Here is a 19,607-nt window from a genome sequence, read left to right on the forward strand (position 1 = left end):
CCACCGGCCCGCACAGTCTCACGCGCCCTTCGTGTCCATTTCATCGGCCACCCCATTCACCGCCTGCGGCGCCCCCGTGAAGTCCAGCACGAACAGCGGTATCCCCAGCGCGTCAGCGCACTCGCGGGCGTCCTCGGCGTACCCCGCAAGGGAGAAGTACACACAACCGGAGTCCTCCGTCATCGCCGACAGCCACAGGCACTCCACATCCCGCCGAGAGGCCGGCCGCACGGTCGGGTCCACGTGGGCCACCAGCCCGCGCGCGGCCAGGCCGATGCCGGACGGCGGCCGCTCGCCCGCGCGGCGGATGTCCCGGTAGCCGAGCCAGCGCAGATAGAGCGCGGCCGCGGTGACCGCGTCCCGGGCGGTACGGATCGTCACGGGACGGAAGGCGGGCCGCGGGTCGGGGTCCGACGGGGGCGCGGACCCGGTGCCGGCGACCGGGACGCGTAGTACCGCCCCGCACGGGCAGCCCAGTTCCGGCTGCGGCCACTGGTCCCGGCGGCCGCAGGCGCCGCAGCTCACGGTCACCCAGTCCTCGTCCCAGGCGCGGTGCGCCACCGGGGTCGGCTCGGCCGCGTCGTCGAGGCACGGGGTGACCGGGGCGCCGCAGGCGCAGGGATACGACGGCGCGGAGTAGACGTGCTCGCGCCGGCAGGCCGGACAGCGCACCGGCACGCTCTCGGACATGGCCACCTCGGGCGTCGCGACGGTTCAGCGGTCCCATCGTGCTCCTGCCGTGCCCCGGTTGTCCGTCCCTTGACGACGTTCGCCCCCACACCTACATTGATTTCAGATAGTAGAAGTTAGTTTCCGCAATACGGAATAAATAGCTGAATCAACGCGGAATCGTGCTCACCGCGGGGCGCGCCGGGAGCAGGCATCCGACAGTCGAAAGCAGGAGTTCTCGATGGCTCGAATGACCGCTGCCCGCGCGGCAGTTGAGATCCTCAAGCGCGAGGGCGTCACCGACGCGTTCGGTGTGCCCGGCGCGGCGATCAACCCCTTCTACGCGGCGCTCAAGGCCTCCGGCGGCATCCACCACACCCTCGCCCGCCATGTCGAGGGCGCCTCACACATGGCCGAGGGGTACACCCGTACCCGCCCCGGCAACATCGGCGTCTGCGTCGGCACCTCCGGCCCGGCCGGTACCGACATGATCACCGGCCTGTACTCGGCGACCGGCGACTCCGTCCCGATCCTCTGCATCACCGGCCAGGCCCCGACCGCGGTGATCCACAAGGAGGACTTCCAGGCCGTCGACATCGCCGCCATCGCCAAGCCGGTGACCAAGATGGCGGTCACCGTGCTGGAGGCCGCCCAGGTCCCGGGCGTCTTCCAGCAGGCCTTCCATCTGATGCGCTCCGGCCGGCCGGGCCCGGTCCTGATCGACCTGCCGATCGACGTCCAGCTCACCGAGATCGAGTTCGACCCGGAGACCTACGAGCCGCTCCCGGTCTACAAGCCCGTCGCGTCCCGCGCCCAGATCGAGAAGGCGATCGGGATGCTGAACGCGTCCGAGCGCCCGCTGATCGTCGCGGGCGGCGGGGTCATCAACGCGGACGCCGCCGAACTACTCGTCGAGTTCGCCGAGTTGACGGGCGTTCCGGTCGTCCCGACGCTGATGGGCTGGGGCGTCCTCCCCGACGACCACGAACTGAACGCCGGCCTGGTGGGCCTGCAGACCTCGCACCGCTACGGCAACGCGACCTTCCTGGAGTCCGACTTCGTGCTCGGCATCGGCAACCGCTGGGCCAACCGGCACACCGGCAGGCTGGACGTCTACACGGCGGGCCGGACGTTCGTCCACGTCGACATCGAGCCCACCCAGATCGGCCGGATCTTCGCCCCGGACTACGGCATCGCGTCCGACGCCAGGGCGGCTCTGGAGCTGTTCGTCGAGGCGGCAAGGGAGTTGAAGGCAAAGGGCGGCCTCCCCGACCGCTCGCGGTGGGCGGCCGCGGCCCAGGAGAAGAGGGCGACCCTCCAGCGCCGTACGCACTTCGACGACGTCCCCATCAAGCCGCAGCGCATCTACGAGGAGATGAACAAGGCCTTCGGTCCGGAGACCCGGTACGTCTCCACCATCGGCCTCTCGCAGATCGCCGGTGCCCAGCTGCTGCACGTCTTCAAGCCCCGGCACTGGATCAACTGCGGCCAGGCGGGCCCCCTCGGCTGGACGGTCCCGGCCGCGCTGGGCGTGGCGAAGGCCGACCCGGAGGCGTCCGTGGTCGCGCTCTCCGGTGACTACGACTTCCAGTTCATGATCGAGGAGTTGGCCGTCGGCGCGCAGCACAAGATCCCGTACGTCCATGTCCTCGTCAACAACGCCTACCTGGGCCTGATCCGCCAGGCGCAGCGGGCGTTCGACATCGACTTCCAGGTCAAGCTGGAGTTCGAGAACATCAACTCGCCCGAGCTGGGCGTCTACGGCGTCGACCACGTCAAGGTGGCCGAGGGGCTGGGCTGCAAGGCGATCCGGGTGACCGACCCGGCGGAGCTGGGCGCGGCCTTCGAGCAGGCCAAGAAGCTGGCGGCGGAGCACCGGGTGCCGGTGGTCGTCGAGGCGATCCTGGAGCGGGTCACGAACATCTCCATGTCGACCACCAACGACATCTCGAACGTCGTGGAGTTCGAGGAGATCGCGACCGAGCCCGGCCACGCGCCGACGTCGATCAGGACGCTGAAGGTCTGAGCCGGCGCGGACGAGAGCGGGCGGCCCGTCCTGGGGACGGGCCGCCCGCTTCGTGCTGTAGGTGGCACGGTGCCCGCCGCCCCCGTGCCGGCAGGCACCGTGTGCCGTGAATATGCCCCCTGACTGGGGCGGTTGAAGCATCCTGAACACCGTTCAGAGCTTTATTTGAGGTTTCGCCACCCCCTTCGCTCCGGTTCGTCGGCTTTCGGTCAGCTCTCAAGATGCTCGCTCAGCCCGGGCCAGTCGTCCGGCCCGCCGCCCTGCCACTCGATGAGGTCGCTCTCCTCGACCTCGATGCGGTCCAGATCCGCCATCCGCAGGATCTCGATCACGTCGTCGAGATGCGAGGCGATCCCCAGGGTCACGTCCCCCTCGGTGACCCGCCGGGAGCCGTCCAGGGCCGGTGCGTGCACGACGATGCGGGGGAACTCCGTCGGTGGGTGTGCTGTCATGCCTTCAGCCTCCTGCGGCGGGGGCGGATGCGCACGCCGAAGCGCCGGATGCGGACGGTTTCCGCATCCGGCGCTCGGGGGCGTCCGTGGGGCTCTCCTCGGTGGTGGCCGTCCGACGGCGCGAGGCTGGGCGCGACAGGCCGTTCGCGCCGCCGGACGGGGTTCCGGGGGAGGGGGATGGCTGGGACCGCGGCGGGTGCGACGGAGCCGGGGCGTCCGTCCCTCTCGTCGAGACGGGCGCCCGGTCCCTTCACCACCGCACTGGCTCGCACACCGCCGCGGTCCTTGCCGCGCCCGCGTACATCCGGCCGGCCACCCCTCATTCGGGCCGTCCGGCGGCACGCGGGCCGTTCGGGTCGGTCCGGCGCGCAGGGCGCGGACCGGTTCCGCCACGCGCTCGCCGCACGCCCGGCCGGCGGCGTGGAGACCGGCCAGGTTCTTCTCGACGGTCTGTCGAAGTGGTTTCCGGGCGGCGCCGACGCCTGGGCGCGACAGGACAGTTGTCGGCGACGGCGCCGCCCGGAAGCGCGGGGGTTCGCCGGGTCAGACCCGGGCGCCGGACAGGCGCTCGACCGCGCGCAGCAGCGCGGAGTGGTCCAGGCCGCCGTCGCCCTGCGCGCGCAGGGACGCGACCAGCTGCGCCACCACGGCACCGACGGGCAGTGCGGCGCCGACGTTGCGGGCCGCGTCGGTCACGATGCCCATGTCCTTGTGGTGCAGGTCGATCCGGAAGCCCGGCTTGAAGTCCCGGCTGAGGAAGTTGTCCTTCTTCCGCGCCAGCACGGTCGAGCCGGCCAGGCCGCCGCCCAGGACGTCCAGCGCGGCCGTCAGGTCCACGCCGGACTTCTCCAGGAAGACCACGGCCTCGGCGCACGCCTGGATGTTCACGGCGACGATCAGCTGGTTGGCGGCCTTCACGGTCTGGCCGGAGCCGTGCGGACCGCACAGCACGATGGTCCTGCCGAGCGCCTCGAACACCGGCTTCGCGGCGTCGAAGTCGGCCTTCTCGCCGCCGACCATGATGGACAGCACGGCCTCGACGGCGCCGGCCTCACCGCCGGAGACGGGCGCGTCCAGGACGCGGATGCCCTTGGCCGAAGCCGCCTTCGCCAGGTCGACCGAGGTCTGCGGGGTGATGGACGACATGTCGATGAGGAGCGCGCCGGACCGGGCGTTGTCGAGGATGCCGTCGGGGCCGTACGCGACGGCCTCGACCTGGGGTGACGCGGGCACCATCGTGATGATCACGTCGGCGTCCCGCACGGCCTCGGCGATCGAGGCCGCGGCTGTGCCGCCGGCGGCGGCCAGCCGGTCCAGCTTGTTCTGCTCCAGGGTGAACCCGGTGACGTCGTAACCCGCCTTGAGCAGGTTCTCGGACATGGGGGAGCCCATGATGCCGAGGCCTATCCAGGCGATCGCCGGGCGGGCCGGGCGGGCGGAATCTGCGAGGTTGCTCATGTCGGGGGTGCCTCTCTGACTGCTCGGCGGGGTCGGGGAGTTCAGCGCGCCGCGCGCGGGAGCCACTCGAAGGACTCGGAGCTGGGCCGGTCGCCGGGCTTGTACTCCAGGCCCACCCAGCCGTCGTAACCGGCCTTCCTCAGCAGGTCGAGGAGCTCCTCCAGCGGGAGCGAGCCCGTGCCCGGGGCGCCGCGGCCCGGGTTGTCGGCGATCTGCACATGGCCGGTCCTCGACGCGTACCGCTCGATCACCGACGGCAGGTCCTCACCGTTCATCGACAGGTGGTACAGGTCCATGAGGAAGCGCGCGTTGCCGAGTCCGGTCGCCTCGTTCACCTTGTCGACGATCCCGACCGCGGCCGGCGCCGACACCAGCGGATACAGCGGTGACTCCGGTTTGTTCAGCGCCTCGATCAGCAGGACTGCGCCGATCCGGTCGGCCGCCCGCGCCGCGAGGACCAGGTTCTGCAGCGCCAGCGCGTCCTGCTCGGCCGGATCCACGCCGTCGACACGGTTGCCGTACAGGGCGTTGAGGGCCCCGCAGCCGAGCGATCCGGCGAAGTCGGCGGCCACGTCGATATTGGCGCGGAACCTCTCCGACTCCTCGCCCGGGACCGACAGGGCGCCCCGGTCGGGACCCGGCAGCCGCCCGGCGTAGAAGTTCAGGCCGTTCAACCGGACCCCCGCGTCCTCGATCGCCCTCTTCAGCGCGTCGAGCTCGGACCGCTCGGGGGTGGGGGAGCCGACCCAGGGCCACCACAGCTCGACCGCGCCGAAGCCGGCCGCGGCGGCGGCCGCGGGGCGCTCCAGGAGCGGGAGTTCCGTGAAGAGGATCGACAGGTTGACGTTGAAGCGCTGCTCTGCGAATCCCATGGGGCCGGCGCTCCCTTCCGTTTCCAGTGATTCCGCATTGTGGAAGTTTGTTTCTGCTTAACGGAAGACTGCCTGTGGTGAGGGAAGGCTGTCAAGTACTCTGAGGGGGTGGCCCGGTCCAACGACGAGGTCGCCGCGCTGCTCCAGGAGTACGCCGACCTCATCTCGATCACCGGCGGAGACGCGTTCAAGGCGCGCGTCTACGAGAAGGCCGCACGCGCGGTGGGCGGCCATCACGCCGACGTCTCCACCCTCGACCTCAAGGGGCTCCAGGAGATCCCGAACGTCGGGAAGTCCATCGCCCAGAAGGTCCGTGAGTACTTCGACAGCGGCGGCGTGGTCGCCGTCGAGGAGCTGCGCGCGAAGATCCCGGACGGGGTGCGGCGGCTGACGGCCATCCCCACCCTCGGCCCGAAGAAGGCCATGGCGGTCTACGAGGAACTGGGCGTCTCCTCGGTCGAGGAACTCGCCGACGCCATCCGCGACGAGCGGCTGCGCGACCTCAAGGGCTTCGGGCCGAAGACCGAGGAGAACATCCTGCACGGCATCGAACTGCTCCGGTCCGCCGGCGGGCGGGTGCAGATCGACGTGGCCATGGAACTGGCCGAGGACATCGTCGGCGCGCTCTCCGGCGTGACCGGCTGCGAGCGGTGCGCGTACGCCGGTTCACTGCGCCGGATGCGGGAGACCATCGGCGACATCGACATCCTCGTGGCGGCGGAGAAGTCGGCGCCGGTCATGAAGGCGTTCACCGGGCTGCCGTACGTCACCGAGGTCATCGGGCAGGGCGGGACGAAGACCTCCGTACGCACCGGCAAGGGTCTCGACGTCGACCTGCGCGTCGTACCGCCGGACTCCTGGGGTGCGGCCCTCCAGTACTTCACCGGCTCCAAGGCCCACAACATCCGTACCCGCGAACGGGCCGTGCACCAGAAGCTCAAGCTCTCCGAGTACGGGCTCTTCGACGTCGAGAGCGGCGACAAGATCGTCTCCGAGACCGAGGAGGAGGTCTACGCCCGGCTCGGCCTGCCGTGGATCCCGCCGCCGCTGCGCGAGGACCGCGGGGAGATCGAGGCCGGGCTGCGGGACGAACTGCCCGACCTGGTCACCGAGGCCGACCTCCGCGGCGACCTGCACACCCACACCGACCTCACGGACGGGCTCGCCCCGCTGGAGGAGATGGCCGAGGCCGCCGCCGCGCGCGGCTACGCCTACTACGCGATCACCGACCACGCACCCGACCTGGCCATGCAGCGCATGACCGACGAGCGGATGCTGGCCCAGCGGGAACGGGTGCGCGAGCTGGACGGCACGTACCCCACCCGGGGCCGGCGCGGCGGACTGCGGCTGCTGCACGGCACCGAGCTGAACATCGGCCCGGAGGGTGAGGTGGACTGGCCGCACGACTTCCTCGCCGGGTTCGACCTGTGCGTGGCCTCGGTCCACTCGCACTTCAACCAGGGCCGCGAGGCGCTGACCCGGCGGCTGGTGCGGGCCTGCGAGAACCCCCACGTCAACGTCATCGGCCACCCCACCACCCGCCTCATCGGCAAGCGGCCCGGCATCGACGCCGACCTGGACGCCGTCTTCGAGGCCTGCGCCCGTACCGGCACCGCCCTGGAGATCAACGCCCACCCGCACCGGCTCGACCTGCGCGACGAGGACATCCTGCGGGCCCGGCGGTACGGCGTGCGGTTCGCCGTCGACAGCGACGCCCACGCCGTCCCGCACCTGGCCAACATGCGCTACGGCATCGGAACCGCCCAGCGTGGCTGGCTCACCGCGGGCGACGTGATCAACACCTGGCCGGAGCGGCGGCTGCGGAGCTTCCTGCGCAAGGGCCGGTGAGCCGGCCGTGCCGGGCGGACCGGCTCAGCGCCCGTGCGGGGGCTTCGCCAGCTCGGCGTTGAACTGGGCGCCGATCAGCAGGGCCAGATTGGACAGCCACAGCCAGATCAGGAAGACCACGACGCCCGCCAGCGATCCGTACAGACGGTGATAGGTGCCCGCATGAGCGGTGTACACGGCGAATCCGACGGTGACGGCCACCAGGAGTACGACCGCCAGGGTGCCTCCCGGCGCCATCTTCCGGACCGGCCGGGAGGGTGCGGGGCCCGAACGGTAGAGCACGAGCACCAGGAGGACGGCGACCGCGGCCACCACCGGCCAGCGGAGTGTGCCCCAGGCCTCCTGCGGTCCGGCCCCCAGGTTCAGCGCCGCGCCCAGACGCCGGGTCAGGTCGCCGGTCAGGAAGAACGCGAGGGTGGAGGTGAGGAGGACGGCGATCAGGACGAGGGCCGTCGCGATGATGCGCGGAGCGGTGCGCCAGACCGGCCGGTGCGAACTGACCCGGTGCATGGCGTGCAGCGCCCGGCGGAAGACGCTCAGATAGCTGCTGCCCGACCACAGGGCCGCGGCCCCGCCCAGGAAGATCAGGGTCCAGGCCGTCGACGACTGGTTCGCCATCTGCCGCAGGGTGCTGCGCAGCAGGGCGCGGGACTCCTCCGGGGCGGCCTGCGCCATGTGGTCGATGACCTCGGGTTTGGCCGTGGGGATGGTCAGCCCCAGGATCGAGAGGATCACCAGCAGGACGGGGAACAGGGCCAGGACCGCGTAATAGGTCAGCGCGGCCGCCCAGTCCGTGACGTCGTCGTTCCAGACGGCCACCGGTGTCCTGCGCAACGCGGCCCACCACCTGGCCGCGCGGCCCTCTGCGTCATCCATGAGACGGATGCTCTCATCCCGACCGGCCGGCCGAGCCGCTTCTGGCGCCGGGGACGTCACGCACCCTCCGGGCAAGCCCGGCAGTTGCCGACAGGTCCTGGGGAATGAGCCGGGCGCGGGTATGGCCCGTTCGGTTATGGTCGCCTCGTGACGGATGGACAGGCTCCGTCGAGCCGGGGTGAACGTGCAGGTCAGAGGGTGTTTGGGGATGCAATGCGATTGAAAGTGGAGTTCACGACCGAGCCCTTCGACCTCGACGAGGCCCCCGCACACGCGCTGGTCGCCCGTGAGGTCATCGAGGGGGCGCAGCTGGACGCGGTGGACGTCGGGCCGTTCGGCAACACCGCGGAGGGCGGCGCCGACGCCGTGCTCACCGCCGTGGACGCGCTGCTGCGCCGGACCCTGGAGGCCGGGGCCACCCGGATCTCGCTCCAGGTCAACGTGGTGGGAGAGGGCGGCGACAAGTGACCGGCAACGGGGACGAGCCCTTCATCACCGCCGTGAAGCCACTGGTCGACGCCATGGGCGGGGAGCTGCTCCCGCCCGACGAGGCCGGCCCCGACGACGTGATCCTCGCCTGGGAGGGCGTCGATGCCGTCGCCGTACGGCTGCCGCAGCTCGCCGACTCCCTCGACCACATCCTGGCCGCCATGGAACGCAAGCAGGGCAAGCCGCTGGCCGACCTGGACCGCAAGGCCAAGCAGGAGGTCGTGCGCGTACTGGAGGCGCGGGGCGCCTTCTCCGTGCGCCATGGTGTGGAGACCGTGGCGAGCGCGCTCGGGGTGAGCCGCTTCACCGTCTACAACTACCTGAACCGCGACAAGGAGAGCTGACCGGAGACCTCACGGGGGAGCCGGCCGGAGGCTTCGCGAGGTGGGCCGGGCGGGGGTTGTTACGCGGAATTTTCAACAAAGTGTTGACGTCAAGTTCCGGAGGGCGTTAGCTGACGGCAGTCCGTTCAGCGCGAAGGCCGCCCGCGGCCACGGAGGCTCCCGTGACGTCGACTTCCACGCCCGCGGGCCTGGCCCGGTTCAATGCTCTGGAGGAGCACGCGGCCTTCGCCGCCCTCCACGAGGCGTGTGCCTCCACGGCATGGGCCCGCCGCCTGCTCGCCGCCCGCCCCTACGCCACCCCCGAGTCCCTCTACTCGGCCAGTGACGCCGCCATGGCCGACCTGACCGGGGCGGACCTGGGGGAGGCCATGGCCGGGCACCCGCCGATCGGCCGCCCCCGGCCGGGCGATCCGACCTCGGCCCGGGAGCAGTCGGGTATGGCAGGCGCCGCCGAAGGGCTCAAGGCGGAGATGCTCGAACTCAACCTGGCCTACCAGGAGAAGTTCGGCCATGTCTTCCTGATCTGCGCCACCGGCCGGACCGGCGAGGAGATGCGCGACGCGGTCAAGGAGCGGATCGGCAACGCGCCCGGACAGGAGCGCGAGATCGTCCGCACCGAGCTGGGAAAGATCAACCGTATCCGGCTGGCCCGGCTCGTCGAAGCGGACTGAAGTCGAAGCAGACCGAAGTCGAAGCAGACCGAAGAGGACGCCTGACGCCATGAGCACCAGCACCACCGCCTCCGTGTCCACCCACATCCTGGACACCAGCATCGGCCGCCCCGCCGCGGATGTCGCCGTCCGGCTCTCCGCCCGCAGCGGCCGGGACGCGGACTGGCAGGCGCTCGGCGGCAGCGCGACCGACGCCGACGGCCGGTGCAAGGACCTGCCGGCGCTGCCGGAGGGAACCACCCATGTACGGCTCGACTTCGCGGTGGAGCCGTACTTCGAGAAGTCCGTGAAGAAGCAAGCCGATGCGCAGCAGGACGCCCCCGCGAATCGGGACAGCGGATCCGTGTTCTTCCCGGAGGTGGCGATCACCTTCGCCGTGAACCCCGGGGAGCACTACCACGTGCCGCTGCTGCTCAACCCGTTCGGCTACTCCGTTTACCGAGGGAGCTAGCTACATGGCAGACAATTCCCGCCCTGGCCGCCCTGTGATTCTTGGACAGAACCAGTACGGCAAGGCCGAGAACCGGGTCGTGAAGATCACGCGCGACGGTGCCACCCACCACATCAAGGACCTCAATGTCTCCGTGTCGCTCTCCGGCGACATGGAAGAGGTCCACTACTCCGGCTCCAACGCCAACGTCCTGCCGACCGACACCACCAAGAACACGGTGTACGCGTTCGCCAAGGAGCACGGCATCAAGTCCGCCGAGCAGTTCGGCATCCACCTCGCCCGCCACTTCGTGACCTCGCAGGAGCCGATCCACCGGGCCCGGATCCGCATCGAGGAGTACGCTTGGGAGCGCATCGAGCACGCCAAGGAAGGCGCGCACTCCTTCGTGCGCAAGGGCCAGGAGACCCGGCTGACACAGGTCACGTTCGACGGCTCGTTGTGGGAGGTCGTCTCCGGCCTCAAGGATCTCGTCGTGATGAACTCGACCGACTCCGAGTTCTGGGGCTACGCCAAGGACAAGTACACGACGCTTCCCGAGGCGTACGACCGCATCCTGGCCACCCAGGTCTCCAGCCGCTGGCGGTTCAACTGGACCGATGACGCGCGGGAGATGCCCGACTGGGAGAGGTCCTACGAGCAGACGAAGACGCACATGCTCCAGGCCTTCGCCGAGACCTACTCCCTCTCGCTCCAGCAGACGCTCTACCAGATGGGCGCGCGCATCATCGACAACCGCGCCGAGATCGACGAGGTCCGCTTCTCCCTCCCGAACAAGCACCACTTCCTGGTCGATCTGGAGCCGTTCGGGCTGAAGAACGCCACCGAGGACGGTGCCGTGTACTACGCCGCCGACCGGCCCTACGGCCTGATCGAGGCGACCGTCCTCCGGGACGGCTGCGAGGCGAAGATCCCGGTCGACCTCTCCAACCTCTGACCGACACCTTTTCGGCACCCTCGGCCGGGGAGCCACGGGGAGCCCGTTCTCCCGGCCGAGGCACTCAAATCCCCGGGGTCCTGCCGTGCCCTCACCACAAGTCCACTGAGCGAAAAGGACGAATTCATGGCAGCAGACCGGCGCATCGTCATCGAGAACTGTTCGATCGCGACCGTCGACGCCCACGACACCGAGTACGCGGACGGGTATGTCGTCATCGCCGGCAACCGCATCGAGTCGGTCGGCGAGGGCAGGGCCCCCGAGGGCCTGGAGAACGTCGAGCGCCGTATCGACGCCACCGGCCACCTCGTGACCCCCGGCCTGGTCAACACCCACCACCACTACTACCAGTGGATCACCCGGGGCCTGGCCACCGACCACAACCTCTTCAACTGGCTGGTCGCGCTGTACCCGACCTGGGCGCGCATCGACGAGCCGATGGTGTACGCGGCCGCCCAGGGCTCGCTCGCCATGATGGCCCGTGGCGGGGTCACCACCGCGATGGACCACCACTACGTCTACCCGAAGGACTCCGGCGACCTCTCCGGCGCGATCATCCGTGCCGCCCGCGAGACGGGCGTCCGCTTCACCCTCGCGCGCGGTTCCATGGACCGCAGCGAGAAGGACGGCGGCCTGCCCCCGGACTTCGCCGTCGAGACCCTCGAAGGCGCCCTCGCCGCCACCGAGGCGACCGTCAAGGAGCACCACGACGACTCCTTCGACGCGATGACCCAGGTGGCGGTGGCGCCCTGCTCGCCCTTCTCCGTCTCCACCGAACTCCTCCGCGAGGGCGCGGAGTTGGCCCGCCGCCTCGGGGTACGGCTGCACACGCACGGCTCGGAGACGGTCGAGGAGGAGAAGTTCTGCCACGAGCTGTTCGGCATGGGCCCGACCGACTACTTCGAGTCCACCGGCTGGCTCGGCGAGGACGTGTGGATGGCGCACTGCGTCCATATGAACGACTCGGACATCGCCGCGTTCGCCCGGACCAGGAGCGGTGTGGCGCACTGCCCGTCGTCCAACGCCCGGCTCGCGGCCGGGATCGCCCGTGTCCCCGACATGCTCGCCGCCGGTGTCCCGGTCGGCCTCGGCGTCGACGGCACCGCGTCCAACGAGTCCGGCGAACTCCACACCGAACTGCGCAACGCGCTGCTGATCAACCGCCTCGGCGCGCACCGGGAAGCGGCCCTGAACGCCCGCCAGGCGTTGCGCCTGGGCACCTACGGCGGCGCCCAAGTCCTGGGCCGGGCAAGCCAGATCGGCTCCCTCGAACCCGGCAAGCTCGCCGACCTGGTGCTCTGGAAGCTGGACACCCTCGCCCACGCCTCCATCGCCGACCCGGTGACCGCCCTCGTCTTCGGCGCGGCCGCCCCGGTCACCGCCTCCTTCGTGAACGGCCGTCAGATCGTCGAGGACAGCCGCCTGTTGCACGTCGACGAGGGCGCGATCGCCCGCTCCACCCGGGCCGAGGCCCAACGGCTGGCCCGTATCACCCCCCAGTAACACCGCTGCTCCGTACGGCACATGAACTCCGGTCGGGAGGGACGGCTCCCGGCCGGCAGCCGTGGACCCCGGGACGGGGCCACGGCGGCTGTCACCTGGGCGCGCGCGCCGGTCGTGCGCGCCCAGGAACGGTCACCGTCCTCCCCTCGGGTCCCGCACGACCTGGATCGCACGCACCACCTCCCTGAACCCCGCGTCAGAGCCGACGTGTAACCGACCGGAGGAGAGCCGCCGTGTCCGCGCACCGAGTGCATCCCGTCGACGAGAAGCTTCCGCCCCTGAAAATGGCGGCCACGGGCCTTCAGCACGTGGCCGCCATGTACGCCGGGGTGGTCGCCCCGCCCCTGATCGTCGGCGCGGCCATCGGCCTGTCCGGCACCGAACTGACCTTCCTCACCGGGGCCTGCCTCTTCACCGCGGGCCTCGCCACCTTCCTGCAGACCCTCGGCGTCTGGAAGATCGGCGCCCGGCTGCCCTTCGTCAACGGCGTCACCTTCGCCGGGGTCGCCCCGATGACCGCGATAGCCGCCTCCACCCACGACAGGGCGGACGCCCTGCCGGTCATCTTCGGTGCGGTGATCGTGGCCGGCCTCCTCGGCTTCCTCGCCGCCCCGTTCTTCGGCAAGGCGGTCCGTTTCTTCCCGCCCGTCGTCACCGGCACGGTCATCACCCTCATCGGGGTCTCGCTGCTCCCGGTCGCCTTCGGCTGGGCCCAGGGCCCCGACCCCACGGCGGACGACTACGGTTCGGCGAAGTACCTGGGCCTGGCCGCCGCAACGCTCCTCGTCGTCCTGCTCGTTCGCCGCTTCACCCGCGGCTTCGTGAAGCAGATCGCCGTGCTGATCGGCCTGGTGGCGGGCACGGTCGTCGCCGTCCCGTTCGGGATCACGGACTTCGGCCCGGTCGCGGACGCGGACGTCATCGGCTTCCCTGCCCCCTTCCACTTCGGCGTCCCGCAGTTCCAGATCGCCGCGATCCTGTCCATGTGCGTGGTGATGGTGGTCTCGATGACCGAGTCGACCGCGGACATGCTGGCGCTGGGCGAGATCGTCGAACGCCCCGCCGACGAGCGGACGATCGCGGCCGGGCTGCGCGCCGACACCCTCGGCTCGGCGATCAGCCCGCTGTTCAACGGGTTCATGTGCAGCGCCTTCGCCCAGAACATCGGCCTGGTCGCGATGACCCGGATCCGCAGCCGGTTCGTGGTCGCGGTCGGCGGCGGGTTCCTGGTGCTGATGGGGCTGTGCCCGACGGCCGCCGCGCTGATCGCCGTCGTACCCCGCCCGGTGCTCGGCGGCGCGGGCGTGGTCCTGTTCGGCTCGGTGGCGGCCGGCGGCATCCAGACCCTGGTCAGGGCCGGGCTGGAGAAGGACGAGAACGTCCTGGTCGTCGCCGTCTCGCTCGCCGTCGGCATCGTCCCGATCACCGCTCCGGACTTCTACCACGCCTTCCCGGAGACGGCCCGGATCGTCCTCGACTCGGGCATCTCCACGGGCTGCGTGACGGCGGTGCTGCTCAACCTCGTCTTCAACCACCTGGGCCGGCCGAGCGCGGCCGCGAGGGGTACGACCCAGGCCGCCGTACCCCTTCCGTCACCTCACTCGATCTCGTAACTGTCCCCGTACACCTTCCACTTGAGCGGGGTGTCCAGGTCGAGGTTGCCCGCCGTGAGGAAGACCCGCTGAGCCGTCTCGACCCGGCTGACGTCCCGGTGGGCGGCCTCCTGCTTCATCGCCCACACGCGGGCGTCGAGGAACGCGTTGAGGTACTTCCGCTGCCCGCCGCCGTCCGCCGGGGTGGCCGCGTGCTTGCGGGCGCGTTTGCGGATGCCGCCGAAACTGACGGCGTCCGTACCGGGGCCGTGCATGACCATCGCGTCGTAGTAGACGAACTGGCCGAGCGTGCCGAGACCGTCCTTCTCGGCGCGCGCCACGGCGGGATTGAAGTAGACACGGTCCCGTTCGTGGCGCTGCGCCCTGCGGAAGGCCGCCGTCTTCGCCGCCTTCCGCCAGGCCGCCGGGGGCGAGGCCCTTGTGGCTGTCGGTGCCGTTCACCTTCCGCAGCGCGGGAAGATACTTCGCCAGGGGGTTGTCCGCGTCCCACTCCGTGTACAGCTCGACCAGCGTCAGCATGTCGCCCGTACCGGAGCAGAAGCCGATGATCCCGCCGGTGTAGCCACGCCCGTCGCCGATGTCCTCGATGTACTTGTACTGCGCCTTCCAGTTCAGGGACGAGTTCTCGGCGCTGCTCACCAGTCGCATCGCGATGTCCTTCTTCACCGGGGCGGCCAGCCCGGTGGCGTCCGCGGCCTCGGCCGAGGGCAGTTGCGAGGTCAGCAGCGCGGCGCCCACGGCGGCGAACAGGGTGCGACGGGCGGCTCGTGCGTGCAGGATCGGCACAGGTTCTCCCAAGCAGGGTGCTGTCAAAGGATGTTGAGACTGGCGCGGCAACTTGGGAAAGCGGTGGGGTGGCGGTAGGAAGTCACTGTGAGCAGACGGGGGAGTACGACATGAACGAGTCGGGCCGGGTCGAGGCCTTCAGCGACGGGGTCTTCGCCATCGCCGTCACCCTGCTCATCCTGGACATCAAGGTGCCGAAGGCCGGAGCCGGCGACAGCCTCTGGCACGCTCTGGGCGACCAGTGGCCGTCGTATGCCGCCTACGTGGTGAGTTTCCTGGTCATCGGGATCATGTGGGTCAACCACCATCAGGTGTTCAGCTATGTCGCCCGGGTCGACCGGACCCTGATGTTCCTGAACCTGCTGGTGCTGTTGGTGGTGGCCGCGGTGCCCTGGCCGACGGCCATGCTCGCCGAGTACCTCCGCGAGGACGCGAACTCGCACACGGCGGCGGCCGTCTACAGCCTGGTGATGGTGCTGATGGCCGCCGCGTTCCAGGCCCTGTGGTGGCATCTCACCCGCACGGGCCATCTCTTCGATGCCCGCGTCGACGCCGAGGCGGCCCGCCGCACCCGGGCCCGCTTCGCCCTCGGCTCACTCGGCTACCCGGTCACGGTCGGCCTGGCCTTCGTCTCCGCACCGCTCACCCTGGCCGCACACGGCCTGCTCGCCCTCTACTACGGCTTCAACCAGGTACCGGTCCCGACCCGCCGGGACCAGGCCACACCATGAGGTTGACGAGCAGGTCCGCCTGCTCGATCGCGTCGTCGAGGGCATGGTGGGTGTGCCGACGGGCGGAGAGGAGATGCGCCGGCATGGTCCGCTTCGCGACCGCCCGCAGCGGCAGGCCCGCCTTCGTCGCGTACAGCGTCTTCATGTCCAGGCAGCCGGAGTGCCCGAAGGGGCTCGCACCGGTGAACCGGATCAGGTACCAGTACAGGAACGTCCAGTCGTACGACGCCGGGTACCCGCACATCACTGGCTGCGCACCCGCGCTCACCTCACCGACCCAGTCGCTGAACTCAGCCAGTGCCAGGGCCGGTTCGGCGCCCTCCACCGCCAGCCGGGCCCGGTCCAGGCCGCTCACCGCGAGTGCCTCGGGGTCGAAGTCCGCGCTGATCGGCCGGAGTTCGCGGTAGAAGGTCAGCTTCTCCGGATCGGCGGCCGTGAAGCCGTCGGCGTCCTGTGTTCCGGCGACGGCCGCGCCGATGCTCAGCATGGAGTACGGCCCCGGGATCGGGCCGTCGGCCTCGATGTCGACCGAGATGTAGCAGCTTGGTTTGACGCGTCGTGCGGACATGACCGGATCCTGGCAGCCGGGAACTCGGTGCGCATCCCGATTCAGGGGCGCCGGGTCGCCTGGCAGGGGCTGAGGGCGGGGAGCCGGCCGGTGGAGTACGAGCGCGGCGGGACACCCATCAGGGTGCGGAAGTCCGTCGTCATGTGCGACTGGTCGAAGTAGCCCGCGGACGCGGCCAGTTCGGACCAGCCGATGCTGCCCGCCCGGGTGGCGACCGCGCGGACGCGGTCGATACGGGCGTAGTGCTTCGGGGAGACACCGACCCCGTCTGCGAACAGGTTGCGCAACTGGCGTTCGCTGACGGCCAGTTCCCGGGCCACGTCCCGTACCTGGGCGGGCGCCCGGTCCATCCGCACCGACAACGCCTCGACACCCGCCCGCAGCAGCGATGTCCGGGCCGGATCCAGCTGCTCCGAGAGCAGCCCGGGCAGTACCTCGGCCATGCGCGGCAGCGCCTCCACAGGGTCCAGCCAGCGCACCTCACGCGCGAACCGGCGGGCCACCCCGCCGGGCAGCCGGTCCAGCGGCACCACCTGGCCGACCAGCCCGTCGGCCGGAACTCCCAGCAGGGGCCGGGCCGTTCCCGGCGCGAGGCGCAGCTCCACGCAGGCGATGTCGCCCTTGCCCTCGTGGTAGGTCGCCCGTACCCGTGGCCCGACGGCCAGCACGTCCCGCCGTCCGTCCCCGCCCACGCGCAGGACCACCTTGGTCACCGCGTCGGGCAGATGCACGAACGTCCCTTCGGGCGGCTCGGTGAAGGACATGGTCCGCACCTCGGCGATCCACGGGCGCAGTGCCTCGGGCAGGGACTGAAGCGGCTTGGCGATGGTCATCGGCACCCTTCCACCGTAAGCGCCCGGCACCCCCGTCGGGGCGGCTCGGCCGTGCCGGAATTTCCAAGAGCCGGGCGGCCCGGCGGGCGCACCGTGGATCGCATGATTCTGGTGACGGGTGCCACGGGCACCATCGGAAGTGAAGTCGTACGGCAACTGGCCGGGCGGGGTGCCAAGGTGCGCGCGCTCACCCGGGATCCGGCCAGGGCACAGCTGCCCGCCGGGGTGGAGGCGGTGCGCGGGGACCATACGGACCCGGCGTCCGTGGATCCCGCGCTGGCCGGTGCCTCGGCCGTGTTCCTGCTCCGTCCGCCCGGCCCCGACGAGGGACAGGACGCGGCGCTGGTCGCCTCGGCCCGGGCCGCGGGTGTCGAGCGGCTCGTGAAGCTCTCCGCCATCGCCACCGGCGACACGGATGCCGGTCCCTCCGCGATGTGGCACGTGGACGGGGAGCGGGCCGTGCGGGACAGCGGGCTCGCCTGGACGGTGCTGCGGCCTTCGTCGTTCGCCTCCAACGTGCTGACCTGGCTCCAGGCGCTCCGTGCGGGCGAGGCGGTGCCCAATATGACCGGGGACGGGGCGTCGGGTGTCATCGATCCGCGCGACATCGCCGAAGTGGCGGTGCGGGCCCTGCTCGACGCCGGGCACGCGGGGCGGACGTACACGCTGACCGGTCCCGAGACGATCAGCGTTCCCGGCCAGGCCGCCGTGCTCGCGGAGGTACTGGGCCGCCCGGTGCCGACCCGGGACCTGTCCCCGGACGAGACCCGGGACTTCCTCCGCACGGCGTGGGGCATGGACGCGCGCCAGGCCGATGGCGCCCTGAACGGCCTGGCGTTCGTCCGCGCCGGAGGTAACGCGGTGGTCACCGAGGACGTGTCCGAGGCGCTGGGCCGGCCCGCCCGGTCCTTCCGGACCTGGGCCGAGGACAACAGGGGGCTCTTCGAGGTGGGCTGAGGCGCTGCCGCACCGGCACCGCTGTTCCTGCGCGCGGCCACGGCCCGTTTCACCGGTTCCGCGGCCGCAGCATCGCCCCGGCAAGCACCAGGGCCGCCACCGCGATCCCGGCCGCCACCCGGAACGCCAGCCGGTAGCCCTCCGCCGTGGCCGGGACCAGCTCCGCGCCCCGGGCCAGCAGGGTGTCCGTGCGGCTCGCCGCCAGCGTGGACAGCGCCGCGAGGCCCAGCGAACCGCCCACCACCTGCGTGGTGCTGAAGAGCCCCGAGGCCAGGCCGGCGTCCTCCTCGGGGGCGCCGGACATGGCCAGACCGGTCAACGGGGGCATCGCGGCGGCGAACCCGGCCGCGAGGAGCAGCATGGGCGCCAGCACGTCGGTCGCGTAGGAACCGTCGGCGCGGGCCCGGCTCAGCAGCGCCATGCCGCCGGCGATCAGCACCAGCCCGGTCAGCAGCACCGGATACGCCCCGAAGCGGCCGACCGTCCGTGCGGACAGGGTCATCATCAGGACCCCGATCACCACGGGCGCCGGCAGGAAGGCGAGACCGGTGGTCAACTCGCCGAAGCCCAGCACACGTTGGATGTAGAGCGCGCCGATGAACTGGAAGCCGTACATCGTCGCGACCATCAGGATCTGCACGGCGTTCGCGCCGGTCAGCAGCCGGGAACGGAACAGTCTCGGGCGCAGCAGCGGGCGTTCGGTACGCGTCTGGCGGACGGCGAACGCCACGAAGAGGGCAAGGGCGAGCGCCGCCTGCAGCAGGGTCGCGGTCCTGCCGCGGTCACCGGAGCCGACGATGACGTACACCGTGAGCATCAGCGCACCGGTGACCAGCGCCGCCCCCGGGTAGTCAGCCCCGTCGCGGAGCCCGGCGCCGGGCTCGGGGGACAGCACCCGGACCGCCGCCAGCCAGGCGACGACGCCGATCGGCAGATTGATCAGGAAGATCCAGTGCCAGCCCAGCGCCTGGGTGAGCGCCCCGCCGAGGAACGTGCCCAGCGTGGCCCCGCCCGCCCCGACCGCACTGAACACCGCGATGGCACGGGCCTGTTCGCGCGGCTCCGGGAAGAGCGCCACCAGCATGCCGAGCACCACCGCCGACGCCATCGCCCCGCCCACACCCTGGAGGGCCCGCGCCGCGACGAGCAGTGCCCGGCTCGTAGCCAGCCCGCACAGCACGGAGGCCACGGTGAACACGGCGATCCCGGCCGTGAACATCCGCTTCCGCCCCAGCAGGTCACCCAGTCGGCCGGCCAGCAGCAGAAGCCCGCCGAACGGGATCAGATAGGCGTTCACCACCCAGGCCAGCCCCGCCCCCGAGAAGCCCAGGTCCGTTTGCATCGCGGGCATCGCCACGGTCACGATGGTGCCGTCCAGGATTGTCATCAGGGCTCCCGCGCACAGCACGACCAGAGAGGCCCAGCGGGAGTACCTACGATGTGGCGTTCGTGTCGGTGACGAGGTGAGGGCCGTCATGGCGGCGTGGCCTCCGATTTTCCGTAGTCTCCAGGGGAACTGCCGGTTT

At 70.9% G+C, this 19,607-nt stretch carries 19 protein-coding genes and 1 pseudogene; 11 read left to right on the forward strand and 9 right to left on the reverse strand.

The genetic code is table 11. The annotated features are described in order from the left end of the window. Positions 1–18: 18 nt before the first annotated feature. A complete protein-coding gene (locus tag ACIRR9_RS39890) occupies positions 19–690 on the reverse strand; it encodes a hypothetical protein (protein WP_403762689.1) in 672 nt (223 codons plus the stop codon). Between the two features lie 220 nt (positions 691–910). Here ACIRR9_RS39890 and gcl point away from each other — a divergent pair, with 220 nt between their 5' ends. Continuing rightward, positions 911–2,695 carry a glyoxylate carboligase gene (gene gcl / locus ACIRR9_RS39895; protein ID WP_403762692.1) on the forward strand — a complete coding sequence of 595 codons (1,785 nt, stop codon included), beginning with the start codon at positions 911–913 and terminating at the stop codon, positions 2,693–2,695. A 209-nt stretch (positions 2,696–2,904) separates the two neighbouring features. On the opposite strand, the gene ACIRR9_RS39900 is transcribed toward gcl, so the two are convergent. From ACIRR9_RS39900 to ACIRR9_RS39910, 3 genes are all read right to left on the reverse strand, one after another. After that, the gene (locus ACIRR9_RS39900) at positions 2,905–3,147 is read right to left on the reverse strand and encodes a hypothetical protein (RefSeq protein WP_365346504.1); all 243 of its coding nucleotides are present in this window, start codon (positions 3,145–3,147) and stop codon (positions 2,905–2,907) included. 543 nt (positions 3,148–3,690) lie between these two features. Further along, the gene (locus tag ACIRR9_RS39905; RefSeq protein WP_403762695.1) at positions 3,691–4,605 is read right to left on the reverse strand and encodes a 2-hydroxy-3-oxopropionate reductase; all 915 of its coding nucleotides are present in this window, start codon (positions 4,603–4,605) and stop codon (positions 3,691–3,693) included. 41 nt (positions 4,606–4,646) lie between these two features. After that, positions 4,647–5,477, reverse strand: a complete 831-nt coding sequence (locus ACIRR9_RS39910; RefSeq protein ID WP_403762698.1) for a TIM barrel protein — start codon at positions 5,475–5,477, stop codon at positions 4,647–4,649. Positions 5,478–5,585: 108 nt separating this feature from the next. Here ACIRR9_RS39910 and polX point away from each other — a divergent pair, with 108 nt between their 5' ends. Then, positions 5,586–7,325 (forward strand): DNA polymerase/3'-5' exonuclease PolX, encoded by a 1,740-nt coding sequence (polX, locus tag ACIRR9_RS39915; protein ID WP_403762701.1) that lies wholly within the window; start codon positions 5,586–5,588, stop codon positions 7,323–7,325. A gap of 24 nt (positions 7,326–7,349) precedes the next feature. On the opposite strand, the gene ACIRR9_RS39920 is transcribed toward polX, so the two are convergent. Beyond that, on the reverse strand, positions 7,350–8,201 hold the full coding sequence (locus tag ACIRR9_RS39920) for a YihY/virulence factor BrkB family protein (protein WP_403762704.1): 852 nt from the start codon (positions 8,199–8,201) through the stop codon (positions 7,350–7,352). Positions 8,202–8,414: 213 nt separating this feature from the next. Between ACIRR9_RS39920 and ACIRR9_RS39925 the strand changes: the two genes are divergently transcribed. The 7 genes from ACIRR9_RS39925 to ACIRR9_RS39955 all read left to right on the forward strand — a co-directional run bounded on the left by ACIRR9_RS39925 (position 8,415) and on the right by ACIRR9_RS39955 (position 14,206). After that, positions 8,415–8,669: a hypothetical protein gene (locus ACIRR9_RS39925; protein ID WP_365346514.1), complete on the forward strand. Its 255-nt coding sequence runs from the start codon at positions 8,415–8,417 to the stop codon at positions 8,667–8,669. Next, positions 8,666–9,034: a helix-turn-helix domain-containing protein gene (locus ACIRR9_RS39930; protein WP_123972887.1), complete on the forward strand. Its 369-nt coding sequence runs from the start codon at positions 8,666–8,668 to the stop codon at positions 9,032–9,034. Before ACIRR9_RS39925 ends, ACIRR9_RS39930 begins: the two co-directional genes overlap by 4 nt. A 161-nt stretch (positions 9,035–9,195) precedes the next feature. Beyond that, positions 9,196–9,705 (forward strand): 2-oxo-4-hydroxy-4-carboxy-5-ureidoimidazoline decarboxylase, encoded by a 510-nt coding sequence (gene uraD / locus ACIRR9_RS39935; RefSeq protein WP_403762708.1) that lies wholly within the window; start codon positions 9,196–9,198, stop codon positions 9,703–9,705. Between the two features lie 49 nt (positions 9,706–9,754). Beyond that, complete coding sequence (uraH, locus tag ACIRR9_RS39940) at positions 9,755–10,156, forward strand: hydroxyisourate hydrolase (RefSeq protein ID WP_384563102.1); 402 nt, start codon at positions 9,755–9,757, stop codon at positions 10,154–10,156. A 4-nt stretch (positions 10,157–10,160) separates the two neighbouring features. Continuing rightward, positions 10,161–11,090, forward strand: a complete 930-nt coding sequence (gene pucL, locus ACIRR9_RS39945; protein WP_403762712.1) for a factor-independent urate hydroxylase — start codon at positions 10,161–10,163, stop codon at positions 11,088–11,090. A gap of 126 nt (positions 11,091–11,216) precedes the next feature. Beyond that, a complete protein-coding gene (locus ACIRR9_RS39950; protein ID WP_403762714.1) occupies positions 11,217–12,593 on the forward strand; it encodes an 8-oxoguanine deaminase in 1,377 nt (458 codons plus the stop codon). Positions 12,594–12,877: 284 nt separating this feature from the next. Beyond that, positions 12,878–14,206: a nucleobase:cation symporter-2 family protein gene (locus ACIRR9_RS39955; RefSeq protein ID WP_403762861.1), complete on the forward strand. Its 1,329-nt coding sequence runs from the start codon at positions 12,878–12,880 to the stop codon at positions 14,204–14,206. Here the strand turns inward: ACIRR9_RS39955 and ACIRR9_RS39960 are convergent. Next, positions 14,191–15,004, reverse strand: a pseudogene (locus tag ACIRR9_RS39960) (chitosanase). The gene ACIRR9_RS39955 and the pseudogene ACIRR9_RS39960 sit on opposite strands and share 16 nt — an antisense overlap. Before the next feature lie 98 nt (positions 15,005–15,102). Here ACIRR9_RS39960 and ACIRR9_RS39965 point away from each other — a divergent pair. Then, complete coding sequence (locus tag ACIRR9_RS39965) at positions 15,103–15,723, forward strand: TMEM175 family protein (protein ID WP_403762717.1); 621 nt, start codon at positions 15,103–15,105, stop codon at positions 15,721–15,723. Here the strand turns inward: ACIRR9_RS39965 and ACIRR9_RS39970 are convergent. Together ACIRR9_RS39970 and ACIRR9_RS39975 are read right to left on the reverse strand one after the other, a co-directional pair. Continuing rightward, complete coding sequence (locus ACIRR9_RS39970) at positions 15,677–16,291, reverse strand: exonuclease (RefSeq protein WP_403762721.1); 615 nt, start codon at positions 16,289–16,291, stop codon at positions 15,677–15,679. The genes ACIRR9_RS39965 and ACIRR9_RS39970 overlap by 47 nt on opposite strands. A gap of 41 nt (positions 16,292–16,332) precedes the next feature. Continuing rightward, complete coding sequence (locus tag ACIRR9_RS39975; protein WP_403762723.1) at positions 16,333–17,124, reverse strand: helix-turn-helix domain-containing protein; 792 nt, start codon at positions 17,122–17,124, stop codon at positions 16,333–16,335. Positions 17,125–17,217: 93 nt separating this feature from the next. Here ACIRR9_RS39975 and ACIRR9_RS39980 point away from each other — a divergent pair, with 93 nt between their 5' ends. Continuing rightward, positions 17,218–18,081, forward strand: a complete 864-nt coding sequence (locus ACIRR9_RS39980; RefSeq protein WP_403762725.1) for an NAD(P)H-binding protein — start codon at positions 17,218–17,220, stop codon at positions 18,079–18,081. Positions 18,082–18,130: 49 nt separating this feature from the next. Here the strand turns inward: ACIRR9_RS39980 and ACIRR9_RS39985 are convergent, their stop codons facing one another. Continuing rightward, positions 18,131–19,558, reverse strand: coding sequence for an MFS transporter (locus ACIRR9_RS39985; RefSeq protein ID WP_403762727.1), 1,428 nt, complete (start codon positions 19,556–19,558; stop codon positions 18,131–18,133). Positions 19,559–19,607 lie beyond the last annotated feature (49 nt).

Origin of the sequence: Streptomyces sp. NPDC101234 (assembly GCF_044767525.1) — a bacterium.
Taxonomy (GTDB): domain Bacteria; phylum Actinomycetota; class Actinomycetes; order Streptomycetales; family Streptomycetaceae; genus Streptomyces; species Streptomyces sasae.